Annotated in this window: 19 protein-coding genes and 1 pseudogene; 4 read left to right on the top strand and 16 right to left on the bottom strand. The window is 69.8% G+C overall.

Annotated features, from left to right (window positions below):
* The first annotated feature begins 33 nt into the window (after positions 1-33).
* Complete coding sequence (locus tag FHX80_RS26485) at positions 34-1,521, top strand: AlkA N-terminal domain-containing protein (protein ID WP_145766481.1); 1,488 nt, start codon at positions 34-36, stop codon at positions 1,519-1,521.
* Entirely contained in the window at positions 1,518-2,045 is a 528-nt protein-coding gene (locus tag FHX80_RS26490; RefSeq protein WP_145766482.1) for a methylated-DNA--[protein]-cysteine S-methyltransferase, read from the top strand. Before FHX80_RS26485 ends, FHX80_RS26490 begins: the two co-directional genes overlap by 4 nt.
* A 117-nt stretch (positions 2,046-2,162) precedes the next feature.
* Here the strand turns inward: FHX80_RS26490 and FHX80_RS26495 are convergent, their stop codons facing one another.
* From FHX80_RS26495 to FHX80_RS26505, 3 genes are all read right to left on the bottom strand, one after another.
* On the bottom strand, positions 2,163-2,747 hold the full coding sequence (locus tag FHX80_RS26495) for a TMEM165/GDT1 family protein (RefSeq protein WP_145766483.1): 585 nt from the start codon (positions 2,745-2,747) through the stop codon (positions 2,163-2,165).
* Positions 2,748-3,059: 312 nt separating this feature from the next.
* Positions 3,060-3,821, bottom strand: a complete 762-nt coding sequence (locus FHX80_RS26500; protein ID WP_145766484.1) for a Sir2 family NAD-dependent protein deacetylase — start codon at positions 3,819-3,821, stop codon at positions 3,060-3,062.
* Positions 3,822-3,910: 89 nt separating this feature from the next.
* Complete coding sequence (locus FHX80_RS26505; protein WP_145766485.1) at positions 3,911-4,402, bottom strand: NUDIX domain-containing protein; 492 nt, start codon at positions 4,400-4,402, stop codon at positions 3,911-3,913.
* A gap of 139 nt (positions 4,403-4,541) precedes the next feature.
* On the opposite strand from FHX80_RS26505, the gene FHX80_RS26510 reads away from it, so the two are divergent.
* On the top strand, positions 4,542-5,657 hold the full coding sequence (locus tag FHX80_RS26510) for a glycerate kinase (protein ID WP_145767516.1): 1,116 nt from the start codon (positions 4,542-4,544) through the stop codon (positions 5,655-5,657).
* 211 nt (positions 5,658-5,868) lie between these two features.
* On the opposite strand, the gene FHX80_RS26515 is transcribed toward FHX80_RS26510, so the two are convergent.
* The 13 genes and pseudogenes from FHX80_RS26515 to FHX80_RS26575 form a co-directional block, all read right to left on the bottom strand.
* A complete protein-coding gene (locus FHX80_RS26515; protein ID WP_145766486.1) occupies positions 5,869-6,321 on the bottom strand; it encodes a hypothetical protein in 453 nt (150 codons plus the stop codon).
* A 62-nt stretch (positions 6,322-6,383) separates the two neighbouring features.
* Positions 6,384-6,719: pseudogene (locus FHX80_RS26520) on the bottom strand (helix-turn-helix domain-containing protein); the annotation flags it as partial.
* A gap of 122 nt (positions 6,720-6,841) precedes the next feature.
* The gene (locus FHX80_RS26525; RefSeq protein ID WP_145766487.1) at positions 6,842-9,193 is read right to left on the bottom strand and encodes a discoidin domain-containing protein; all 2,352 of its coding nucleotides are present in this window, start codon (positions 9,191-9,193) and stop codon (positions 6,842-6,844) included.
* A gap of 400 nt (positions 9,194-9,593) precedes the next feature.
* Positions 9,594-10,448 (bottom strand): CDP-diacylglycerol--serine O-phosphatidyltransferase, encoded by an 855-nt coding sequence (gene pssA, locus FHX80_RS26530; protein ID WP_208764731.1) that lies wholly within the window; start codon positions 10,446-10,448, stop codon positions 9,594-9,596.
* Entirely contained in the window at positions 10,435-11,082 is a 648-nt protein-coding gene (locus FHX80_RS26535; protein ID WP_145766489.1) for a phosphatidylserine decarboxylase, read from the bottom strand. Before FHX80_RS26535 ends, pssA begins: the two co-directional genes overlap by 14 nt.
* Positions 11,083-11,263: 181 nt before the next feature.
* Positions 11,264-12,469 (bottom strand): acyl-CoA dehydrogenase family protein, encoded by a 1,206-nt coding sequence (locus tag FHX80_RS26540; RefSeq protein ID WP_145766490.1) that lies wholly within the window; start codon positions 12,467-12,469, stop codon positions 11,264-11,266.
* Positions 12,470-12,471: 2 nt separating this feature from the next.
* Positions 12,472-12,999 (bottom strand): MaoC family dehydratase, encoded by a 528-nt coding sequence (locus tag FHX80_RS26545; protein ID WP_145766491.1) that lies wholly within the window; start codon positions 12,997-12,999, stop codon positions 12,472-12,474.
* Between the two features lies 1 nt (position 13,000).
* The gene (locus FHX80_RS26550) at positions 13,001-13,963 is read right to left on the bottom strand and encodes an HpcH/HpaI aldolase/citrate lyase family protein (RefSeq protein WP_145766492.1); all 963 of its coding nucleotides are present in this window, start codon (positions 13,961-13,963) and stop codon (positions 13,001-13,003) included.
* Entirely contained in the window at positions 13,960-15,972 is a 2,013-nt protein-coding gene (locus tag FHX80_RS26555) for a protein meaA (protein ID WP_145766493.1), read from the bottom strand. The genes FHX80_RS26550 and FHX80_RS26555 overlap by 4 nt, the downstream gene beginning before the upstream one ends.
* 9 nt (positions 15,973-15,981) lie before the next feature.
* A complete protein-coding gene (ccrA, locus tag FHX80_RS26560; protein WP_145766494.1) occupies positions 15,982-17,319 on the bottom strand; it encodes a crotonyl-CoA carboxylase/reductase in 1,338 nt (445 codons plus the stop codon).
* 415 nt (positions 17,320-17,734) lie between these two features.
* Positions 17,735-18,544 (bottom strand): GNAT family N-acetyltransferase, encoded by an 810-nt coding sequence (locus FHX80_RS26565; RefSeq protein ID WP_145766495.1) that lies wholly within the window; start codon positions 18,542-18,544, stop codon positions 17,735-17,737.
* A 77-nt stretch (positions 18,545-18,621) separates the two neighbouring features.
* On the bottom strand, positions 18,622-19,437 hold the full coding sequence (locus FHX80_RS26570; protein WP_145766496.1) for a TetR family transcriptional regulator: 816 nt from the start codon (positions 19,435-19,437) through the stop codon (positions 18,622-18,624).
* A gap of 91 nt (positions 19,438-19,528) precedes the next feature.
* Positions 19,529-21,310, bottom strand: a complete 1,782-nt coding sequence (locus tag FHX80_RS26575; protein WP_145766497.1) for a 3-hydroxyacyl-CoA dehydrogenase family protein — start codon at positions 21,308-21,310, stop codon at positions 19,529-19,531.
* A 369-nt stretch (positions 21,311-21,679) separates the two neighbouring features.
* On the opposite strand from FHX80_RS26575, the gene FHX80_RS26580 reads away from it, so the two are divergent.
* Positions 21,680-22,252: an adenylosuccinate lyase gene (locus FHX80_RS26580; RefSeq protein ID WP_145766498.1), complete on the top strand. Its 573-nt coding sequence runs from the start codon at positions 21,680-21,682 to the stop codon at positions 22,250-22,252.
* The last annotated feature ends 15 nt before the right edge of the window (positions 22,253-22,267 follow it).

The following is a 22,267-nucleotide window of genomic DNA, read 5'->3' on the forward strand; positions in this document are numbered from 1 at the left end:
CCGCGGCCCTGCCGGGTACCCCATGCTTGAACCATGCACACCGACACAGAGCGCTGCGTGCGGGCCGTCCGGTCCAAGGACTCCCGCTTCGACGGCTGGTTCTTCACGGCGGTCCTGACCACCGGGATCTACTGCCGGCCGAGCTGCCCCGTCGTGCCTCCCAAGGTCGAGAACATGACCTTCTACCCGAGCTCCGCCGCCTGCCAGCAGGCCGGATTCCGGGCCTGCAAGCGGTGCCGGCCCGATACCAGCCCGGGTTCGCCCGAGTGGAACGCCCGTGCCGACTCCGTCGCCCGTGCGATGCGGCTCATCCGGGACGGGGTCGTCGACCGGGAAGGGGTACCGGGGCTTGCCACCCGGCTCGGCTACTCGGCCCGGCAGATCGAACGGCAGCTGCTCGCGGAGCTGGGGGCGGGGCCGCTTGCGTTGGCCAGGGCGCAGCGGGCGCAGACCGCGCGGGTGCTCATCGAGACCACCGGGCTGCCCATGGCCGAGGTGGCGTTCGCGGCCGGGTTCTCCTCGATCCGCACCTTCAACGACACCGTCCGTGAGGTCTTCGCCCTCGCCCCGGGGGAGCTGCGCAGCCGCGCCGCCCGGTCGGCGAAGCCTCCGGCCACGCCGGGCGTGATAGAGCTGCGGCTGCCGTACCGCGCACCGCTCAATCCCAGCAACCTCTTCGGACACCTCGCCGTGACGGCCGTCCCGGGCGTGGAGGAGTGGCGCGACGGCGCCTACCGCCGCACGCTCGATCTGCCGTACGGGCACGGCATCGTCGCCCTCACCCCGCACCCGGACCACATCGCCTGCCGGCTCTCGCTCACCGACCCGCGCGATCTCACCCTGGCCATCAGCCGCTGCCGCTGGCTGCTGGACCTCGACGCCGACCCGGTCGCCGTCGACGAACAGCTCCGCGCCGATCCGCTGCTCGCCCCGCTGGTCGACAAGGCGCCGGGCCGGCGGGTGCCGAGGACCGTCGACGGTGCGGAGTTCGCCGTCCGGGCCGTGCTCGGCCAGCAGGTGTCGACCGCCGCGGCCCGCACCCACGCGGCCCGGCTGGTCACCGCCCACGGCACACCCGTCGACGATCAGGAGGGCGGTCTCACCCACCTCTTCCCGGCACCCGAGGCGCTGGCCGGACTCGACCCCGAGCAGCTGGCCCTGCCGCGCAGCCGCCGCCGCACGCTCACCACACTCGTCGAGGCCCTGGCGGACGGTTCGCTGCGGCTCGGCACCGACACCGACTGGGAGCAGGCGCGGGCCGAACTGGCCGCGCTGCCCGGCTTCGGACCGTGGACCGTCGAGGTCATCGCCATGCGGGCACTCGGCGATCCGGACGCCTTCCTGCCGACGGATCTCGGCATCCGGCGATCCGCGCAGCACCTCGGTCTCCCCGCGACACCGGCCGCACTCACCGCCCGCGCGGCGGCCTGGCGACCCTGGCGGGCGTACGCGGTCCAGTATCTGTGGACCGTCGACGACCACCCCATCAACCACCTTCCCGCACAAGGAAGTCCATCGTGACCGCAGCAAGCACCACCCCGACCCGGTCCAGGCGGCATACCGTGATCGACAGCCCCTACGGCCCGCTGACCCTCGTCGCCACCGACGGGGTCCTCGCCGGCCTCTACATGACCGATCAGCGGCACCGGCCGCCCGAGGAGACCTTCGGCGAGCCCGATCCCGGCCCCTTCGCCGAGGTGATCCGGCAACTGGACGCCTACTTCGCCGGTGAACTGAGGGAGTTCACCCTGCCGCTGCACCTCGACGGCACCCCGTTCCAGCGCACCGTCTGGGCGCAACTCCAGCGGATTCCGTACGGCGAGACCCGTTCGTACGGCGAACTGGCCGAGATCCTCGGCAAGCCCGGGGCCTCACGTGCGGTGGGACTGGCCAACGGCAAGAACCCGGTCGGCATCATCGTGCCCTGTCACCGGGTGATCGGGGCGTCCGGGAGCCTCACCGGCTACGGCGGCGGGCTCGACCGCAAGCAGCAGCTGCTGGCCTTCGAGAACGGTACGCAGGACACCGTCCAGGCACTCTTCTAGCCGGTGCGGGTACCGGAAGGACTCTCGCAGCGCACGGGTGCGGGCCCGCCCGGACAGCCATCGGGCGGGCCCGCACCAGCACCCCGTGCCGCGTTCTGTGCGCCGGGGTCCTTCCCGTCAGCCGATGAAGATCTCGGTGACCGTCCAGATCGCCAGCCCCAGCATGCACAGTCCGCCGATGCGCTGGACCGTCTTCAGCGGTACGCGATTGGCGATGAAACGCCCGGCGAGCAGCGCCAGCGCCGATACGGACATCAGGGCGGCCGCGGACCCGATCGCGGTGGACCAGGCGCCGTTGCTCGCGGCCAGGTTGGCCGTCGTGATCTGGGTGAGGTCACCCCATTCGCTGATGAACACCGCCATGAACGCGGTCGAGTACACCGGCCAGAAACCGGTCACGGTCTTCGGGGCGCTCTCGTCCTCGTCGTCGCCCCCGCCGGTACGCAGGAGCATGAACGCCGCGAACGCGAAGAGGGACGCCGAGACGACCTTGACGATCCAGCCGGGCAGCAGACCGAGAAGGCCGCCGGCGCCGACCGCGATGGCGACATGGACGATGAACGCGGACGACGTACCGAACCAGACATAGAGCGGGCGCATGCGCGTGCCCATGGCCAGCGACGCGAACATCGTCTTGTCGGGGAGCTCCGCGAGGAAGATCAGCCCGAAAGCGGTGAGGATCGCCAGGGGGTCGAGATGCATTCCGGGTGGCTTTCTGTAAGAGCCGGGCCCCGGGTCTTCCGCGAAGTGCCACTCGGGCTGTTCGGAGGACCACTCGGCCCGGCATGACGGCGGCACCCACGGGACGCGGGTGTGTCATACCTGACCGAAGGTCTCGCCCGTCCGTGATGATCCACGAACCCGGCCACCGGGAACCCGGAGGTTCCAGTGTGTCGACGACCGGTTTGCAGGGCTACTCCCCTTCGCAGCCCTCAACATTACCGCACCCGGCAGCGGGGCAGTTCACCCGATCGAGCCGGGGGCGGGCCCCAGGGCCCCTCGTCCGGCTCGTGCTCAGACGTCGGCGGAGCCCGGGGCGCCCGATGCCGTACCGGCCTCCTCCGCCAGGCGGTCGAGCAGTACGGGCAGCGCGGTGCCGATCGGTTCCCGGATGGTCTCCTGAGCCAGTGCGTCGTACGGCGTCGGCTCGGCGTTCATCACGATCAGCCGCGCCCCGTGCTCCGCCGCGATCCCGGCCAGTGAGGCCGCGGGCTGTACCTGGAGGGACGTACCGACCGCGATGAACACCTCGCAGCCCTTGGCGATCGACATCGCGTCGCCCAGCACCACCGGGTCGAGCCGTTCGCCGAACATCACTGTCGCCGACTTGAGGATGCCGCCGCACCCCGTGCACGGCGGGTCCGGCTCCCCGGCCTCGACCCGCTCCAGCGCCTCGGCCATCGGCGAACGGGCGTGGCAGCGGGTGCACACCACCTGCCGCGCGGTGCCGTGCAGTTCCAGGACCTTGCGGGCGGAGAGGCCGGCCAGCTGGTGCAGACCGTCGACGTTCTGCGTGATCACCCGCACCGGGACCCCGGACCGCTCCAGGTCGGCCACCGCACGATGGGCCGTGTTCGGTTCGGCGTTCCAGGTCGCGCTGGTGCGCCGCATCTGCCAGGAGCGGCGGCGGATCTCCGGATCGGCCATGTACAGCTCGTAGCGGACGAGCTTCTCGGCCTCCGGGTCCTTGCGCCAGACGCCGTTCGGGCCGCGGTAGTCGGGGATGCCGGAGTCCGTGGAGATGCCGGCGCCGCTGAGGATCGCCACGAGTGTCATGCACCGAGCGTACGCAGCGACCGGCGTCCCGGGCGAGGCGATATCGGCCGGCCCCGGCCCGTGTCCCCTCGACCGACGTGCGCGTCCCGTCAACCGACGGGCAGGCCGTCCTCCAGCTCCGCCGCGCCCGCGCCCGAATCCAGGACGTCCAGTGCTGCCTTCACCCGCAGCCCCAGGCCGCGGGGCAGATGGCTGCCGAGCTCCGCCCGGTCGACCAGCTTCCAGGACAGCAGCTCGTCCTCCTGGATTCGCACCGCCTTCAGCTGTCGCTCGTCGAGTACGCCGCCGTCGTAGACATAGGCGACGATCGGCGGCCGCGCGGTGCCGCGCGCCCAGTCGACCGCGAGCAGCCGGCCCGGCTCCAGGTCGAGACCGATCTCCTCGGCCGACTCGCGCCGTGCCGCCTGCCGGGGGGTCTCGCCCCCGGCCGACTCGATCGTGCCGCCGGGCAGCGTCCAGTCGTCCCGGTAGTTCGGCTCCACGAGCAGCAGCCGTCCCTCCGCGTCGAGGAAGATGCAGGCCGCGCCCGCAATCACCTTGGGAAGTCCGTCGATATACGTGGCGTAGTCATCGGTGGTCACACGGGCAGCCTAGCGAGTCGCCGTCGCAGGTCCAGGGCACGGACACCCATGGGCAGGGAGCGGGTGGTCCGGATAGGGTCGGGGCGGCGCGACTGCCTGTTCGAAAGCAAAGGGAATCAAGGTGACGGACGGAGCAGTGATGAAGGCCGCACGCGTGCTCGTCGCGGCGGACAAGTTCAAGGGCTCGCTCACAGCCGTGCAGGTCGCGGAACGGGTCGCGGCCGGGCTGCGGCGCATCGCCCCCGAGGTGCAGGTCGAGACCCTGCCCGTGGCGGACGGCGGCGACGGCACGGTCGCGGCTGCGGTGGCCGCCGGGTTCGAGCGCCGCGAGGCACGGGTGACCGGGCCGCTGGGGGAGCCGGTGACGGCGGCGTACGCCCTGCGCGACACCACGGCGGTCGTGGAGATGGCCGAGGCCTCGGGCCTCCAGCACCTGCCCGCGGGCGTGTTCGCCCCGCTCACCGCGACCACCTACGGCTCCGGTGAACTGCTGCTCGCCGCGCTCGAAGCGGGTGCGCGGACCATTGTGTTCGGGGTCGGCGGCAGTGCGACCACGGACGGCGGGGCGGGCATGCTGGCCGCGCTCGGCGCCCGGTTCCTGGACCCGGACGGCAAGCTCGTGGGCCCCGGCGGCGGCGGGCTCGCCGATCTCGCCTCGGCCGATCTGTCCGGGCTCGACCCGCGGCTCGCCGCGGTCGACCTGATCCTCGCGAGCGATGTCGACAACCCGCTGACCGGGCCGACGGGCGCGCCGGAGGTGTACGGGCGCCAGAAGGGGGCGACCGAGGAGGACATCGCGATCCTCGACGCGGCGCTCGCCCACTACGCGTCCGTGCTGGGGCCGGACCACGCGGCACTGCCCGGGGCAGGGGCGGCGGGCGGTATCGGATACGGGGCGCTGGTCGCCCTCGGCGCTCGGTTCCGCCCGGGGATCGACGTGATGCTCGACGTGCTCGGCTTCGCTCCCGCCCTGGCCCGCGCCACGCTGGTGATCACCGGTGAGGGCTCGCTGGACGAGCAGACCCTGCACGGCAAGGCCCCTGCGGGGGTCGCCGCGGCGGCCCGCGCGGCAGGCATCGAGGTCGTCGCGGTCTGCGGCCGCCTCACCCTGGCGCCGGAAGCGCTCGGACGGGCCGGGATCCGCCGTGCGTACGCGCTCACCGCGCTGGAGCCGGATCCGGCGGTGTGCATGGCCGAGGCGGGGCCGCTGCTGGAACGGGCGGCGGAGTCCATCGCCCGGGACTTCCTGCGGTGAGCGGCTTTCCTCCGGTGAGCTGACGGGGGGCGGGGCGGCGGGGCGCAACTGCGATGGCGGACCGACCCGTGATGGACCGACCCGTGATGGACCGACCCGTGATGGGCGGACCCGCCCACCCGCCGCCTCCCGAACCGGGGCACCGCCCCGGACCCCGCGCCTCGAACGGTGCTGTCGGAGTCTCGCGCACCTGCCCGATGCGGCGACCGGCTCAGGGGCAGATCCAGCAGTAGAGGCGGGCGCCCCGCGTGACCGCGCGGCCGGCGAGTTCGGAGAGCTGTGCCAGGAAGCCGGCGAGGTCGTCGGGGTCGGCCGGGTAGGCGAACGAGCCCTCGGCGCCCGACCAGTTGGTGGCGACGTCGCGCAAGGACTCGGCGCCGCAAGTCGCGAGGGAGTCGCGAATGGTGTCCGTCAGGGTCACCACCACCAGTTCGCCGTCCCCCACCATGGCGACGAGGCTGCCGTGTCGCGGGTCGGACCGAACCGCGGCGGCGGACCGGCCTGTCACGAGTGCCTCGGCGGTCATCAACTCGACCACCGGGTCGATGCCCTTGACCACCAGTTGGTCGTAGCCGGTCCCGCTGGGCATCTCGTCGTCGCGGTCGACGGCTCGAACGGCGTCGTGGTCGTCGGAAGCGGCGAAGTAGCCGTAGAGAACACCCATCGGCAGATCATCGCATCCACGAACGAGGGTGTCAGATGGTGTCCGCATCACGGGGGATCACCTCAGTACCCGTCCCACCTCCGGCCGGCGGCCGAGCCGCAGATCCCCGGAGACGTGAGTCCCGTAGTCCCGGCGGGTGTTCCGCGGCCGGGCCATGCGATGTCGTCGACGGCGAGGAACCGCTCACCGGCCACGGTCGCGGGCGTTTCCCCGGTGTACGCCATGACGTCACGATGCAGGTGGGACTGGTCGGCGTAGCCGGCGTCGGCCGCGACCCGGGCCGCTCGGTCACCCGCGACCGGGCGGTGGGCGGCATGGTCGAAGCGGACCAGCTTCATGGCGCGCTTGGGCTGCACGCCGAGCTGCGACCGGAAGCGGGACCACAGGCGCTTACGCGCAGCGAATCCCCACACACTGAAGCAGCCGAAGCAACTGGAGTAGCCGAACCGGCTGAAACAGCGGCGACCGGTCGCCGGACGGACGCGTGGGGCGCGCCGTCCGGCGACCGGCCGTGGCAGGATCAGCTGGTGTACGCCTCCAGTTCGGAGAGCTGTGCCGCGGGCCACCCGGTGTTGCCGGTGAACGTCAGCCGCAGATAGCGGGCCGATGTGCCGGGCAGGGTGACGGTCGCCTTGTTGCCGCTCGACGGATCGAAGGTGTAACCCGCCGAGCCCTTGAGTGAGTTGAACGTGCTGTTGTCGGTGCTTCCCGACACGCTCAGGGTCTGCGTGCGGGTGGACCAGGCGGCCGCGGGCGGCAGTTTCAGGACCAGTCGCTTGACGGCCTTGGCCGCTCCGAGGTCGACGGTGATCGTCTGCGGGAAGGCCCGGTTGGTGCTCTCCCAGTAGGTGTTCGCGTTCCCGTCCACCGCGTTGGACGCGCTGTACACGTCCGCGTGGCCCGATTCGGTCACCGGACGGCCCTGGGCGAGGTTGCCCGTGTCGGTCGGCGGGTCCGTCGGCGGATCGGTGGGGGGATCGGTCGGACCGTTGCCGCCCTGCGGCACACCGCCGTTGGTCCACACCGGGTCCGGCCAGTTGCCGGTGCAGGCCGGCGGGTCCGCGTACCAGCCGGAGTTGCCGGTGCCCCGGGTGATCTGGAAGCCGCTGCCGACGCAGTTGTGGATCGGGTTGGGCTGCGCGATGTGCGTGGCCACGACGTTGGTGAACGTGGCCGTGCCCGGCGACTGGACCTGGAGCGCGTAGGTACCGGCGCCGTCGATCTTGATGTTGTTAAAGTTCAGCCCGTTGGTCGCGCCCTCGATGAGGTGGATCGCGGCGTAGGAGCTGTCCAGTATCTCCGTGTCGGAGATGTTGACGGTGGCGTTGATGGGCTCGTTGAGTCCGCTGAACCAGATCGCGCCGACACCGAAGCGCCAGTTGAAGTCGTTGTTCCCGGTCCGGATCAGGGTGTTGCGGGCCGCTGTGGTGGTGCCGGAAACGGCCGTTCCCTGACCGGAGTTGACCCCGGGGTAGCGGTTGGCGATGTGGAGTCCGCCACCGTTGGTGATGGTGTCCGACATGACGTTGTCGGAGATCGTGATGTCCTTGCCGCCGTACGTCACGATGTTGTTGGCGAGGATCGGCAGGATCACGGTGTTGAACGTGAACTTGTTCTTCACGTTCGGGACGTTCTCCGCCCACATCGCCAGTCCGTCGTCACCGGAGTTGCGGACGAAGGTGTTGGTGACGGTGGAGTTGGTGACGCCGTAGTGGAAGTTCACGCCGTCGGCGGTCTGGTCCAGGATGCGGCTGTTCTTGATGGTGAGGTTGTCCATCGGACCGTCCATCCAGGCGCCGCACTTGGTGTGCTGCATCCAGATGTTGTCGACCGTGGAGTTCGACAGGGCACCGCCGATGGCGTTGACCTGGTCGTCGTCCACCCGCTCCTGGATGTCGCCGATGATGGCGAAGTCCTTGAGCGTGACGTTGCTGCTTCCGCCGTTCGCGGCGTACTTGCCGTAGACGCCGACGGCCTTGCTCCGGTTCGAGGGATCGCGCCCGGTCAGTACGGAGTACCAGGGACCGGCACCGCGCAGTGTCACCTTGTCCACGATGATGTGGTCGCGGACCTGGAAGGTGCCCTGCGGGATGTAGACCTCCCGGCCCTGCGCCTTGCCCGCGTCCACGGCCGCCTGGATCTTGGCGGTCGAATCGGCGGCCCCGGTCGGGTCGGCACCGAAGTCACCGACCACGTCGAGAGCGCCCGACGGCTTGCCGGTCGGTGCGGCCACCTGCTCGAAGTCGGCCAGGTCGATGGTGAACGACGGTGACGCGGAGGTGGAGGAGACCTGCAGCCGGACCTTCGTACCGGCGGCGAGGGTCGACCCGAACATGGTCCGCGCCTCGTCGTAGAAGTGGTGCGGATTGGTGTCGCCCGGGTTGTTGTTGAAGGGATATCCGCCGTAGTACCAGCCGTACTTCGAGGTGACCGGCACCGCCTTCGGCGATCCGCCGTTCACCAGCACGTTGATCGAGGCGTCCCGGCCCGATCCGGCGGCGTTGTCCGGCAGCGAGTACCGGAAGGACATCGCGTTCGCCGGTGCGGTGAGCGTGAACTCCACGTACTCGCCGACGGCGTCCAGGGTCACGGCCTGCCGGCCCGATGCCTCGGAGGGCAGGGTGCCGTACAGCCGGTTCGGGCCGATCAGCGTGCCGTTGGTGGCCGCGTACTCGGCTTCCTGCTCCTTGAACGGAACGGTCGCACCGCGACCGGGAACCGCCATGGGGGAGGGGGCGGGGACCCCTGCGGCCCGGGCTGGCGGAGCACTGGAGAGGACCACGGCGGCAGCGGTGCCGAACGCGGCGAGTGCCAGCGAGAGAGAGGCGGATATGGAGCGTCTGAGCAACTGGCGCCTGGGAGGTGGAGTCACGTATCAGTCGTCCTTGCGGCTCGTGGGGGCTCTTCGGACGCCCCACAGGCTAGGAGCAGTCCCGCAAGGAAGTCCATGCCAATGTGCAAGATTCTGCTTTGGTTACTCAAATTCATGACTCAGGCCGGTGAAGTGTGAGCGATGTGGGCGCTATGTCGATCGACGGGCGAGGCCTGCGAGGCTCCGGACTCACTCGACAGTGTGCGCGATCCTTGTGAACAATGGGCTTCGACGGGCGTGGCCGCAACGACCTCGGCGATTGTGCAAAAGATCGGCATTCATACGTAAAAAACTGCTGCCGTCGAGGGTGTCGGGCGCCCTTGCCGTACCGCCCCCCGGACATGCACGAGGGCCCGGATGCTGGGGAGCATCCGGGCCCTCGTGCATGACGTGCGAGCCGTTACGGCAGTTGTGCTGCCCGTGCCTCGCGCCGGTTGTCACGGAAGGTGTTCACCCGGCGGGCGGTCGCGAAGAGCGGGATGACCGCTCCCAGGACCACCTGGAGCGCACAGCCGGTCTGGAGCAGCAGCTGACCGCCGGGGGCGTCGAACGCCCATGCGGCCAGGAGCCCCATCGCGGCCACGATCCAGCCGAGCATCGCCACCGCGAGGACGCCCCGCGGTTTGGGGTACTCGACCCGGCTGACCATCAGCCACGCCACTCCGACGATCGCGAGCAGCGTCGGCACGAAGGGCAGCTCCAGGAGCACGATCGAGATGACCGTGAGCGCTCCGAAGGGGCTCGGCATGCCCTGGAACATGCCGTCCTTCAAGGTCACGCAGGAGAATCTCGCAAGCCTGAGCACCACCGCCAGCAGCACGACGATCGCCGCGAGGGCGGAGACCCGCTGGTGTGCGTCGTCCGCGACCATGCCGTAGACGAGGACGAAGTACGCCGGGGCGAGCCCGAAGCTGACGAGGTCCGAGAGGTTGTCCAGCTCGGCACCCATCGGCGAGGAGCGCAGCTTGCGTGCCACGAGTCCGTCGAACAGGTCGAAGATCGCGGCCATGAGCATGAGGATCACGGCGGTGGCCGCGGAGTGCCGGGCCATGCCGCTCTCGTCGCTGCCCGTGAGGTGCGGGATGAGGATGCCCGTGGTGGTGAAGTACACCGCCATGAAACCGCACGTGGCGTTACCGAGAGTGAGGGTGTCCGCTATCGACAGCCGCATGGAGAGGGGCATGTCCTCGGCGTCGTCCTCGTCCTCCGCCTCGGGCGCCCAGCCTGTCTGTGTATCGGGATCAATCACGGTCAATTCGAGTCACCCCCGCGGTGGTGGCCTGGCCGACCTCGACCGCGACATCGATACCTTCCGGAAGGTAGATGTCGACCCGGGAGCCGAACCGGATCAGGCCGATCCGCTCGCCCTGGTCCACCTTCGTGCCCTGCGGGATGTACGGGACGATGCGGCGGGCAACGGCACCCGCGATCTGCACCATCTCGATGTCGCCGAGCTCGGTGTCGAAGTGCCAGACAACGCGCTCGTTGTTCTCGCTCTCCTTGTTGAACGCCGGAACGAAGCCACCGGGGATGTGCTCGACCGATGTCACCGTGCCGGCCAGTGGCGCGCGGTTGACGTGGACGTTCAGCGGGCTCATGAAGATCGCGACGCGAGTACGCCCGTCCTTCCACGGCATGATGCTCTGCACCACGCCGTCGGCCGGTGAGATGACGCGACCCTGGGTGATCTCGCGCTCGGGGTCGCGGAAGAACCACAACATGCCCGCCGCGAGCGCGGTGGTGGGCACGGCCACCGCCGCCCAGCGCCCGGACCTGCGGGCCCGGGTCAGACTGAGTGCGGCGGTGGCGACGGTCGGGAGGAGCCACGGCGAAGCTCCGCGTGCAAGGCGGACCCCGCCGCGTGGTGCAGAGGAATGGCTGTCGGGCATGGATGACCTTCGTAGCGGATGATGCCGCGCTGGCAACGGGGGACGGCGGCTATTCCGGCGATGTTATCGGTTGCGGACCGCAACTGGGCAAGCCAGCAGCCGAGTCGGACGTCTGGAAGGCACCGGATGAGGATGACAGGGTGTGATCTTCTTCGCGGCTAAATCGCCATGAAAGGTGCAATCAACCCTGGATTCGGTACTCCTCGAGGAGTCGGCGCCCGATGATCATTTTCTGGATCTCGGCGGTACCTTCACCGATCAGCAGCATCGGGGCCTCTCGGTAGAGGCGCTCGATCTCGTACTCCTTGGAGAAGCCGTAACCGCCGTGGATCCGGAAGGCGTCCTCGACGACTTCCTTGCAGTATTCGGAGGCGAGGTACTTCGCCATCCCTGCCTCCAGGTCGTTTCGCTCCCCGGAGTCCTTTTTGCGAGCTGCATTTACCATCATCGCATGAGCGGCCTCGACCTTGGTGGCCATTTCGGCCAACTTGAACTGGATCGCCTGGTGCTCGGCGATCGGTTTTCCGAAGGTGTGGCGCTGTTGTGCGTAGGAAACGCCCAGCTCGAACGCACGCTGCGCGACGCCGCAGCCACGCGCAGCGACATTTACCCGGCCGACCTCCACGCCGTCCATCATTTGGTAAAATCCTCGGCCGGTGGTGCCGCCGAGTACGCGATTGGCCGGAATGTGTAGTCCGTCCATGATGAGTTCGGTCGTGTCGACGCCCTTGTAGCCCATCTTGTCGATCTTCCCGGGGATGGTGAGACCGGGCCGGACCTCGCCGAATCCGGGTTCCTTCTCCACCAGGAACGTCGTCATCGACTTGTGGGGCGGCGTGCCCTCGGGGTGGCCTTCGTCACTCCGGCACAGGACGGCGACGAGATTGGACGTGCCGCCGTTCGTCAGCCACATCTTCTGGCCGTTCAGTACGTACTGGTCGCCCTCCCTGACGCCCTTGGAGCTGATCGCCGAGACGTCGGAGCCCAGCGCCGGCTCCGACATCGAGAACGCGCCGCGGACCTCGCCCAGTGCCATCCGGGGTAGGAACGTGTCCTTCTGCTCCTGGGTACCGTGCTGCTTGAGCATGTACGCCACGATGAAGTGCGTGTTGATGATTCCCGACACGCTCATCCAGCCGCGGGCGATTTCCTCCACGCACAGCGCATATGTGAGCAGGGACTCACCCAGCCCGCCGTACTCTTCGGGAATCATCAATCCGAAAAGGCCGAGTTCCTTGAGTCCCTCGACGATTTCGGTCGGATATTCGTCGCGATGCTCCAGTCGGGTCGCGACCGGAATGATTTCCTTGTCGACGAAATCCCGGACCGTGGAGAGGATTTCCTGCTGGACATCGCTGAGGCCGGCAGTCTGGGCGAGTCGGGGCATGGCTACTTCTCCACGTTCTTCTGCGCGGGCTGCTTCGGCTCCGGGCGGCCGGGCTGTTCTCCGCCCCGCTCCTTGATGTACGTCTCCGTGGGGACCATCACCTTGCGACGGAACACGCAGATCAGCGTGCCGTCCTGCTTGTACCCCCTGGTCTCCACATGGACGATTCCGCGGTCGCTCTTGGACCTCGACGGAGTCTTGTCCAGGACCGTCGTCTCGCCGTAGACCGTGTCGCCGTGGAAGGTCGGCGCGACGTGCTTCAGCGACTCGACCTCCAGATTGGCGATCGCCTTGCCGGAGACGTCCGGCACCGACATGCCGAGCAGAAGCGAGTAGACGTAGTTCCCGACGACGACGTTCTTGCCGAAGTCGGTCGCGCTCTCCGCGTAGTTGCTGTCCATGTGCAGCGGGTGATGGTTCATGGTCAACAGACAGAAGAGGTGGTCGTCATATTCGGTGACGGTCTTTCCTGGCCAGTGCTTGTAGATCGCACCGATCTCGAATTCCTCGTACGTGCGTCCGAACTGCATCTCAGGCCTCCGGAGCTTCGAACTTGGAGGTGCGCTCCATGCCTGCCGCCCGGCCCTTGCCCGCGATGACCAGGGCCATCTTGCGGCTGGCCTCGTCGATCATCTCGTCGCCGAGCATCGCCGAGCCCTTCCGGCCGCCCGCCTCGGAGGTGCACCAGTCGTAGGCGTCGAGGATCAGCTCGGCGTGGTCGTAGTCGTCCTGCGAGGGCGAGAACACCTCGTTGGCCGCGTCGACCTGGCCGGGGTGCAGCACCCACTTGCCGTCGAAACCGAGGGCCGCCGCACGACCCGCGACCTCGCGGTACGCGTCCACGTCACGGATCTGGAGGAACGGGCCGTCGATCGCCTGGAGGTCGTGCGTGCGGGCCGCCATCAGAATGCGCATCAGGATGTAGTGGTACGCGTCCGCGCCGTACCCGGGCGGCTGCTGGCCGACGACCAGGGTCTTCATGTTGATCGACGCCATGAAGTCCGCCGGGCCGAAGATCAGGGTCTCCAGCCGGGGCGAGGCGCCCGCGATGTCGTCGATGTTCACCAGGCCCTTGGCGTTCTCGATCTGCGCCTCGATGCCGATCTTCCCGACCTCGAAGCCCATCGTCTTCTCGATCTGGGTGAGCAGCAGGTCCAGGGCGACGACCTGCTGGGCGTCCTGGACCTTCGGCAGCATGATGCAGTCGAGGTTCGGGCCCGCGCCCTCGACGACCGTGATGACGTCGCGGTACGTCCAGTGCGTCGTCCAGTCGTTGACCCGCACGACCCGGGTCTTGCCCGTCCAGTCGCCGTTGTTCAGCGCGTCGACGATGTGATGGCGGGCGCCCTCCTTGGCGAGCGGCGCGCACGCGTCCTCCAGGTCCAGGAAGACCTGGTCCGCCGGGAGGCCCTGGGCCTTCTCCAGGAAGCGCGGGTTCGAGCCGGGCACGGCCAGACACGAGCGGCGCGGACGCAGGCGGTTTACGGCAGTCATGCGGGAACCTCCAGAGGGTCGAGCTTGTTCGCTTTCCGGATCTCGTCGACGATACGGCCGATGATCTCCGTGATGCCGAAGTCCTTCGGGGTGAACACGGCGGCGACACCGGCCCCGATCAGGGCCTCGGCGTCGGCCGGCGGGATGATTCCGCCCACGATCACCGGGATGTCGCCCGCGCCGGCCCGGCGGAGCCGGGTCAGCACGTCGGGCACCAGCGCGGCGTGCGAGCCGGACAGGATCGACAGGCCGACGCAGTGCACGTCCTCGGCGACGGCGGCCGAGACGATCTGCTCGGGTGTGAGGCGGATGCCCTGGTAGACGACCTCGAACCCGGCGTCGCGGGCGCGTACCGCGATCTGCTCGGCACCGTTGGAGTGCCCGTCCAGGCCGGGCTTGCCGACCAGCAGCCGCAGCCGTCCCGCGCCCAGGTCCGCGGCGGTCCGGGCAACCTTCTCGCGTACGAGGGCCAGCGGGGTGCCCTCCTCGGCCGTCACCGCGACCGGGGCGGACGACACCCCGGTCGGGGCGCGGAACTCGCCGAAGACATCCCGCAGCGCCCAGGACCACTCGCCCGTGGTGACGCCCGCGCGGGCGCACTCGACGGTGGCCTCCATCATGTTCTCGGTGCCCGCGGCGGCCTTCTTCAGGACGGCCAGCGCCTCCGTGGCGCGGGCCTCGTCGCGGTTGTCGCGCCACTCCTGGAGCGCCGCGACGACCTTGGCCTCGTTCGCCGGGTCCACCGTCATGATCGCGGCGTCGAGGTCGGCGGTGAGCGGACTGGGCTCGGTGCTCTCGTAGATGTTGACGCCGACGATCTTCTCGTCGCCGCCCTCGATCCGGGCCCGCCGGGCGGCGTGCGAGGAGACCAGCTCGGACTTGAGATAGCCGGATTCGACGGCCGCCATGGCGCCGCCCATCTGCTGGATCCGGTCGATCTCGGCGAGCGAGTCGGTGACCAGCTCGTCCACCTTGGCCTCGATGACGTGGGACCCGGCGAAGATGTCCTCGTACTCCAGCAGGTCGCTCTCATGGGCGAGTACCTGCTGGATACGGAGCGACCACTGCTGGTCCCACGGGCGCGGCAGCCCCAGTGCCTCGTTCCAGGCGGGCAGCTGCACCGCGCGGGCGCGGGCGTCCTTGGAGAGGGTGACGGCCAGCATCTCCAGCACGATGCGCTGGACGTTGTTCTCCGGCTGCGCCTCGGTCAGGCCGAGTGAGTTGACCTGGACGCCGTAACGGAAGCGACGCTGCTTGGCGTCGGTGATTCCGTAGCGCTCCCGGGTGACCCGGTCCCAGATCCGGCCGAAGGCGCGCATCTTGCACATCTCCTCGACGAACCGGACGCCCGCGTTCACGAAGAAGGAGATCCGGGCGACCACATCGCCGAACTTCTCCTCGGGCACCTGCCCGGATTCGCGCACCGCGTCGAGGACCGCGACGGCCGTCGACATGGCGTAGGCGATCTCCTGGACCGGGGTGGCCCCCGCCTCCTGGAGGTGGTAGCTGCAGATGTTGATCGGGTTCCACTTCGGGATGCGGTTGACCGTGTACGTGATCATGTCGGTGGTCAGCCGCAGCGAGGGGCCGGGCGGGAAGACGTGCGTCCCGCGCGAGAGGTACTCCTTGACGATGTCGTTCTGCGTGGTGCCCTGGAGCTTCCCCGCGTCGGCGCCCTGCTCCTCGGCGACCACCTGGTAGAGCGCCAGCAGCCACATCGCGGTGGCGTTGATCGTCATCGAGGTGTTCATCCGTTCCAGCGGGATGTCCTGGAACAGCCGGCGCATGTCGCCGAGGTGCGAGACGGGCACGCCGACCCGGCCGACCTCGCCGCGGGCGAGGATGTGGTCGGGGTCGTAACCCGTCTGGGTCGGCAGGTCGAAGGCGACCGACAGACCCGTCTGGCCCTTGGCGAGGTTGCGCCGGTAGAGCTCGTTGGACGCCTCGGCGGTCGAGTGACCCGCGTACGTCCGCATGAGCCACGGACGGTCCTTCTGACGTTCGGTCATCGTGGGACCTCAGACGTTCCGGAAGCGGTTGATGGCGTCGATGTGCTGTTCGCGCAGCTCCTCGTCGCGCACGCCCAGTCCCTCGCGCGGTGCCAGTGCCAGGACGCCGACCTTGCCCTGGTGCAGGTTGCGGTGCACGTCGTACGCGGCCTGGCCGGTGTCCTCCAGGGAGTAGACCTTCGACAGCGTCGGGTGGATCTTCCCCTTGGCGACCAGGCGGTTGGCCTCCCACGCCTCGCGGTAGTTGGCGAAGTGCGAGCCCACGATCTTCTTCAGCGACATCCACAGGTAGCGGTTGTCGTACTCGTGGGTGTAGCCCGAGGTCGAGGCGCAGGTGACGATCGTGCCGCCCTTGCGGGTCACGTACACACTCGCGCCGAACGTCTCGCGGCCCGGGTGCTCGAAGACGATGTCGACGTCCTCGCCGCCGGTCAGCTCGCGGATGCGCTTGCCGAACCGCTTCCACTCGCGCGGGTCCTGGTTGTGCTCGTCCTTCCAGAACTTGTAGCCCTCGGCGTTGCGGTCGATGATCGCCTCGGCGCCCATCTTCCGGCAGAGCTCGGCCTTCTGGTCGCTGGAGACGACACAGATCGGGTTGGCGCCGCCGGCCAGCGCGAACTGTGTCGCGTAGGAGCCGAGCCCGCCGCTGGCGCCCCAGATCAGCACGTTGTCGCCCTGCTTCATGCCCGCGCCGTTGCGCGAGACGAGCTGGCGGTACGCGGTGGAGTTGACCAGCCCGGGGGCCGCGGCCTCCTCCCAGCTGAGGTGGTCCGGCTTCGGCATCAGCTGGTTCGACTTCACCAGGGCGACCTCGGCCAGCCCGCCGAAGTTGGTCTCGAAGCCCCAGATCCGCTGCTCGGGGTCGAGCATCGTGTCGTTGTGGCCGTCCGAGGACTCCAGCTCGACCGAAAGGCAGTGCGCGACGACCTCGTCCCCGGGCTTCCAGGCGTTGACGCCGGGGCCGGTGCGCAGGACGACGCCGGCCAGGTCGGAGCCGATGACGTGGTACGGCAGGTCGTGGCGCCTGGTGAGCTCGCTGAGCCTTCCGTAGCGCTCCAGGAAGCCGAAGGTGGACATCGGCTCGAAGATCGAGGTCCAGACGGAGTTGTAGTTCACCGAACTGGCCATGACGGCGACCAGCGCCTCGCCGGGGCCGAGCTCGGGCACCGGCACCTCGTCGAGGTGCAGCGACTTGCGGGGGTCCTTGTCACGGGTGTCGAGCCCGGCGAACATCTCCGTCTCGTCCTTGTGCACGGTCACCGCGCGGTACGACTCGGGGATGGACAGTGCCGCGAAGTCCGCGGCCGTGCTGTCCTGCGATTGGATCGCGTCCAGGATTTCCTTCACGGTGTGCCTCCGGTGGAGCGGCGTCTGAGGGAACGCTTGAGGGAACGCTTGAGTCCTGCGGGGCAGGGGGAGCGGTGCTGCGTGGAGGTGTGCCGTCGGTTCGGCTGGTGATGCTTCGGCTGCTTGCTCTGTGGAGCAGAAGAGTTTGCCTGTGACGCAGGCGTCCGGGCGCGCAAGCACCTGGCTTGCGGGGACAGCCGGCGTACGTGAGGTCTCAGCACGCCGGCCGCCCGGACGACTTCAACGTATGGCACTCCGTGACAGCTGGCAAGGCACTGGGTGCCAGCAATTTCCCTCAATTGTCGTCCCGGTGCCACGCATGAGCAACACGAGGGGCGCTTTGGTGTGTTGTGCCCCGTCGTGGGAGGTCACAGGGCCAGGAAGTCAGGGGGTCGGGCGCTCAGGGGGCCTGCGGTCAGGATGTGGGGCGGTAGAGGTACGGGGTCGTCGTGCCCAGGACCGTGAATCCGAGCCGTTGCAGGATCGGGCGGCTCTGCTCGGTCGCGTCGACCTGGAGATACCGGAAGCCGCGCTCCGCGGCGATCCGTGCCCGGAAGGCGACCAGGGCCCGGTAGACGCCCCTGCCGCGCCACTCCTGGACCGTGCCGCCGCCCCACAGCCCGGCGAAGCCGGTGCCCCCGTACAGCTCCATCCGGGCGGAGCTCACCGGCTCGTCGCCCGCCATGGCCAGCACCCCCACGAAGTGGTCCGGGTCCTCCTTCAGCCGGGCCAGCACCTGGTGCCGCAGCCGCGTCCGGTCCGCGCCGAACGCCTGCTCATGGGCCAGGGCCATCAGCTCCACATCGGCCTCGTCACGCACCGTGCGCAGCCGGATCCCGTCGGGGAGCACGACCTCGGTGGGCAGGTCCGCGACCGGCGCGACCAGCAGGGTCTCCGGGTCCTCCGCCTCGAAACCGGCCGCCAGCAGCCGGGCCCCGAGGTCGGCCGGGCGGTCGTGCGCGTACAGCTTCCACTCGAACTCGTCGTACCCGCGCTCCACGCAGTGCGCCACCTGCGCGGCGATCGCCGCGTCGGCCCGTACGGCGTCCAGGTCCGGGGACGACCAGACGACCCCGTTCCAGTCGTGGGCCGCGCCGGCCTGCCGTACGACATCGCCGGTGCGCTCGACGCGGACGCCGGGGCCGTCGGGGCGGGCGTGCTCGCGCATCTCCCGGTCGAAGACGGCCAGCAGGGATTCATGGTTCTGCGGGGGCTGCTCGTTCATCGGCACACCACAGCAGCAGGCCGCGGCGACGGCAACCGGGTTTTCCGCCCCCGGCGCGCGCGGGCGTGCCGGGCGGCTCAGCGCTCCTTGAGCGCCTGCTGGATCGTACGCATCACTTCGTCCAGCGGCGCGTCCGTGCGCGCCACGGCGACCAGCACCTCGCCCTCCGAGCTCACCGAGGCGGCCGGCGGCTTCGCCGGCTCGCTGCCGACGATCCGGCCCGCGCCGATCCCGGTGCCGAAGGTGTCGCGGACGATGGCGAACGCGTGGTCCAGCTGCGCCTCCACATCGCCCTGGCCGTCCGCCCGCAGCCAGCGGCGCAGCACATGGTTGTGCGCGGTGACCACGGCGGACGCCGCCACCTCCGCCAGCAGCGGGTCGTCATTGCCGACATGGTGGTCGCGCTCGTCGAAGTGGCCCAGCAGATAGCGGGTGAACAGCCGCTCGTAGCGGGCCACCGAGGCGATCTCGGCCTCCCGCAGGGTGGGCACCTCGCGGGTCAGCTTGTAGCGGGCCACGGAGACCGCGGGCTTCGCCGCGTACATCTTCATGACTTCCTTGATGCCCCGGCAGACCGTGTCGAGCGGGTGCTCGTGCGCCGGTGCGGCGTTCAGGACCGCCTCGGCGCGTACGAGGGTGTCGTCGTGGTCCGGGAAGATGGCCTCTTCCTTGGAGCGGAAGTGCCGGAAGAACGTCCGCCGGGCGACGCCCGCGGCGCCCGCGATCTCGTCGACCGTCGTCGCCTCGTACCCCTTGGTGGCGAAGAGTTCCATCGCCGCCGCGGCCAGTTCACGGCGCATTTTCAGCCGTTGTGCGGCGGCACGTGTGCCCGCGGCACTTTCCGGGGCGTCGGGCGCGGCGGACACACGGGGGGACCTGGCGGGCTGGGACATGGTGTGAACGTACTGCATCGGTGCAGGAGAGTGCGCCTGTGGGGGCGGGCCGCCCGCAGGACCGAGCAGCCCGCCCCAACCGGCTCCCGTCTCAGCGGCGGGCATATTCGCGGAAGCCGCGCCCCGTCTTGCGGCCGAGGCAGCCGGCGGCCACCAGGTGCTCCAGGAGCGGGGCCGGGGCGAGGCCCGGATCGCGGAACTCGCTGTGCAGCACCTTCTCGATGGCGAGGGAGACATCGAGGCCCACGACGTCCAGGAGCTCGAAGGGGCCCATCGGATAACCGCCGCCCAGCTTCATCGCGGCGTCGATGTCGTCCAGGGTCGCGTAGTGCTCCTCGACCATCTTGATCGCGTTGTTGAGGTACGGGAACAGCAGCGCGTTCACGATGAACCCGGCCCGGTCCCCGCAGTCCACCGGGTGCTTGCGCACCTTCACGCAGACCTCGCGGACCGTGGCGTGCACCTCGTCCGCGGTGAGCACCGTACGGACCACCTCGACCAGCTTCATCGCGGGCGCCGGGTTGAAGAAGTGCATCCCGACGACGTCCTCCGGCCGTGCGGTGGCCCGGGCGATCGCCACCACCGGCAGTGAGGACGTGGTGGTGGCGAGCACCGCGCCCGGCCTGCACACCTTGTCCAGGGTGGCGAACAGCTGCTGCTTGACCAGCAGGTCCTCGGCCACGGCCTCGACGGCGAGGTCGACCTCGGCGAAGGAGTCCAGCGATCCCGACGCGGTGATCCGGGCCAGGGTCTCGTCCCGCGCCCCGGCCGTCAGCCGCCCCTTGGTGACAGACCGCTCCAGCGACTTCGCGATCCGGCCCTTCGCGGTGTCCGCCTTCTCCTGGCTCCGCGCGGCGAGCACCACGTCGTAACCGGCCTTCGCGAAGACCTCGGCGATCCCCGAAGCCATCGTCCCGGATCCCGCGACCCCCACCGAACGCACGGTGCGCCCGGCCCCCGCCCCGGCGTCCTGCGCGGGCGTCAGCGCGTCCGGCACCACGTTCGGGCTGCCCGGCTCCGCGTACGTGTAGAAACCCCGGCCCGTCTTGCGGCCGGTCAGCCCGGCCGCGCTGAGCTGGCCGAGAACGGGCGCGGGGGCGTGCAGCCGGTCGTGCGACGCGCGGTACATCGCCTCCAGGACGGTACGGGCGGTGTCGATGCCGATCAGGTCCAGCAGGGCGAGCGGACCCATCGGCAGGCCGCAGCCCAGCTTCATCGCCGCGTCGATGTCCTCACGGGAGGCGTAGTTCGCCTCGTACATCGCCGCGGCCTGGTTGAGGTAGCCGAACAGCAGCCCGTCGGCCACGAACCCCGGGCGGTCACCGACCGCGACCGGCTCCTTGCCCAGCTGGCGGGCGAGCTCCGTGACCGCCGCGACGGCCGGCGGCGCGGTGAGCACGGATGAGACCACCTCGACCAGCTTCATCACGGGCGCGGGGTTGAAGAAATGCAGGCCGAGCACGCGCTCCGGGTGCCGGGACTCGGCGGCCAGCCGGGTCACCGACAGGGCGTTGGTGCCCGTCGCGAGGATCGCGGTGGGGGAGACGACCGCGTCTAGCTCCCGGAAGACCTGCTGCTTGATCTCGTACGTCTCGGGCACGACCTCGATGACCAGCTCCGCGTCGGCGGCGGCCTGGAGGTCGGAGAAGGTACGGAACCGGGCGAGGACGTTCCGCCGCTCCTCCTCGGTGATCCGCTCGCGCCGCACGGCGCGTGCGGTGGAGGCCTCCAGGGCGGCGACGGCCTGGCGGGCGGCCGCGTCGTCGATGTCGATTCCGATGACCTCGCGGCCGGAGCGGGCGAGGACCTCGGCGATGCCGGTGCCCATCGTGCCGAGGCCGACGACGGCGATGGTGCTGAGCGGGATGTCCATCACGGGACTCCAGGGATGAGTGACGGCTGAGGGACGCACGGTGCGTGGCCGATGAGAGAGGGCCGGGGGCCCTGCCGGTGCACGGCGTGCGGAGTTGGCTGTCGTGGTGCTCGCGTCCGGGCGCGAGGGGCACGCCGGGACCGGGAAGGGACGGCGGACTCTGTCCCGGAGTCACGCCTCACAAAGCTGCCGAACCGACATGCACTCCGGGTGGCTGCGTCACCAGGCCACCGGAGCCGGCGGGGGAGTGTCCCGCTCACCTGAGGTTAACCGGCGAGTAACGAGCGCGCCAGCCCTGGACAGTTGTGCGCCCCCTCACATTCGCCGCACCTTTCGGCACGCTGTGTGTCCACCGATACGCTGACAGTCATGGACGAGGAGCTGCGGTCGCTGACGCACCGGCTGGCCGACGAGGCGGGGGAGTCGGCGGCATACCGCCGGCTGCTCGCCACCGATGACGACGAGGAACTGGCGCGGGTGCTCATCGAGCGCGAACGCCCGCTGTGGGCCCGCGAGATCGCGGCGTTCCGGCTGGGGTGCGGCGGAGACCGGCGGGCCTTCGAGCCCCTGGTGCTGCTGCTCAACCACCGCGACCCGGAACGCTGCGCAGGCGCCGCCCACGCCCTGGCCCGCCTCGGCGACCCGCGCACCCCCCGCGCCGCCGCCGCGCTCGCCACCAACTCCCTGCGCACGGCCTACGCGCTGTACCCGGTCCTTCTGCTCGGTGAACTGCGCGCCCCGGAGTCCGTGCCGGCCCTGATGAGCACCCTGCGCAGGCTGCTCGGCCCGGACGAACCGCACTGGCGGGTGGCGCTCGCCTGCGTCGAGGGGCTGGGCCGGCTCGGAGACCCACAGGCCCGTCCGGTGCTGGAGGCGGCCCTGCCGCACCCACGGCTGGGCGGCGCGGCGGGGGAGGCGCTCAGTCGGCTGCCGGTGGCGTGAGGGGGCGTGCGGTCG

It is taken from the genome of Streptomyces brevispora, from assembly GCF_007829885.1.
Lineage (GTDB): Bacteria > Actinomycetota > Actinomycetes > Streptomycetales > Streptomycetaceae > Streptomyces > Streptomyces brevispora.

What these genes read in the sequence shown, in the direction of transcription:
- FHX80_RS26565 (WP_145766495.1), bottom strand. Translation starts at nt 18,544, where the DNA reads ATGAACGAGCAGCCCCCGCAGAACCATGAATCCCTGCTGGCCGTCTTC.
- FHX80_RS26500 (WP_145766484.1), bottom strand. Translation starts at nt 3,821, where the DNA reads ATGACACTCGTGGCGATCCTCAGCGGCGCCGGCATCTCCACGGACTCC.
- FHX80_RS26485 (WP_145766481.1), top strand. Translation starts at nt 34, where the DNA reads ATGCACACCGACACAGAGCGCTGCGTGCGGGCCGTCCGGTCCAAGGAC.
- FHX80_RS26515 (WP_145766486.1), bottom strand. Translation starts at nt 6,321, where the DNA reads ATGGGTGTTCTCTACGGCTACTTCGCCGCTTCCGACGACCACGACGCC.
- FHX80_RS26510 (WP_145767516.1), top strand. Translation starts at nt 4,542, where the DNA reads ATGAAGGCCGCACGCGTGCTCGTCGCGGCGGACAAGTTCAAGGGCTCG.
- FHX80_RS26580 (WP_145766498.1), top strand. Translation starts at nt 21,680, where the DNA reads ATGGACGAGGAGCTGCGGTCGCTGACGCACCGGCTGGCCGACGAGGCG.
- FHX80_RS26540 (WP_145766490.1), bottom strand. Translation starts at nt 12,469, where the DNA reads ATGCCCCGACTCGCCCAGACTGCCGGCCTCAGCGATGTCCAGCAGGAA.
- FHX80_RS26550 (WP_145766492.1), bottom strand. Translation starts at nt 13,963, where the DNA reads ATGACTGCCGTAAACCGCCTGCGTCCGCGCCGCTCGTGTCTGGCCGTG.
- FHX80_RS26570 (WP_145766496.1), bottom strand. Translation starts at nt 19,437, where the DNA reads ATGTCCCAGCCCGCCAGGTCCCCCCGTGTGTCCGCCGCGCCCGACGCC.
- FHX80_RS26545 (WP_145766491.1), bottom strand. Translation starts at nt 12,999, where the DNA reads ATGCAGTTCGGACGCACGTACGAGGAATTCGAGATCGGTGCGATCTAC.
- FHX80_RS26555 (WP_145766493.1), bottom strand. Translation starts at nt 15,972, where the DNA reads ATGACCGAACGTCAGAAGGACCGTCCGTGGCTCATGCGGACGTACGCG.
- FHX80_RS26575 (WP_145766497.1), bottom strand. Translation starts at nt 21,310, where the DNA reads ATGGACATCCCGCTCAGCACCATCGCCGTCGTCGGCCTCGGCACGATG.
- FHX80_RS26535 (WP_145766489.1), bottom strand. Translation starts at nt 11,082, where the DNA reads ATGCCCGACAGCCATTCCTCTGCACCACGCGGCGGGGTCCGCCTTGCA.
- FHX80_RS26495 (WP_145766483.1), bottom strand. Translation starts at nt 2,747, where the DNA reads ATGCATCTCGACCCCCTGGCGATCCTCACCGCTTTCGGGCTGATCTTC.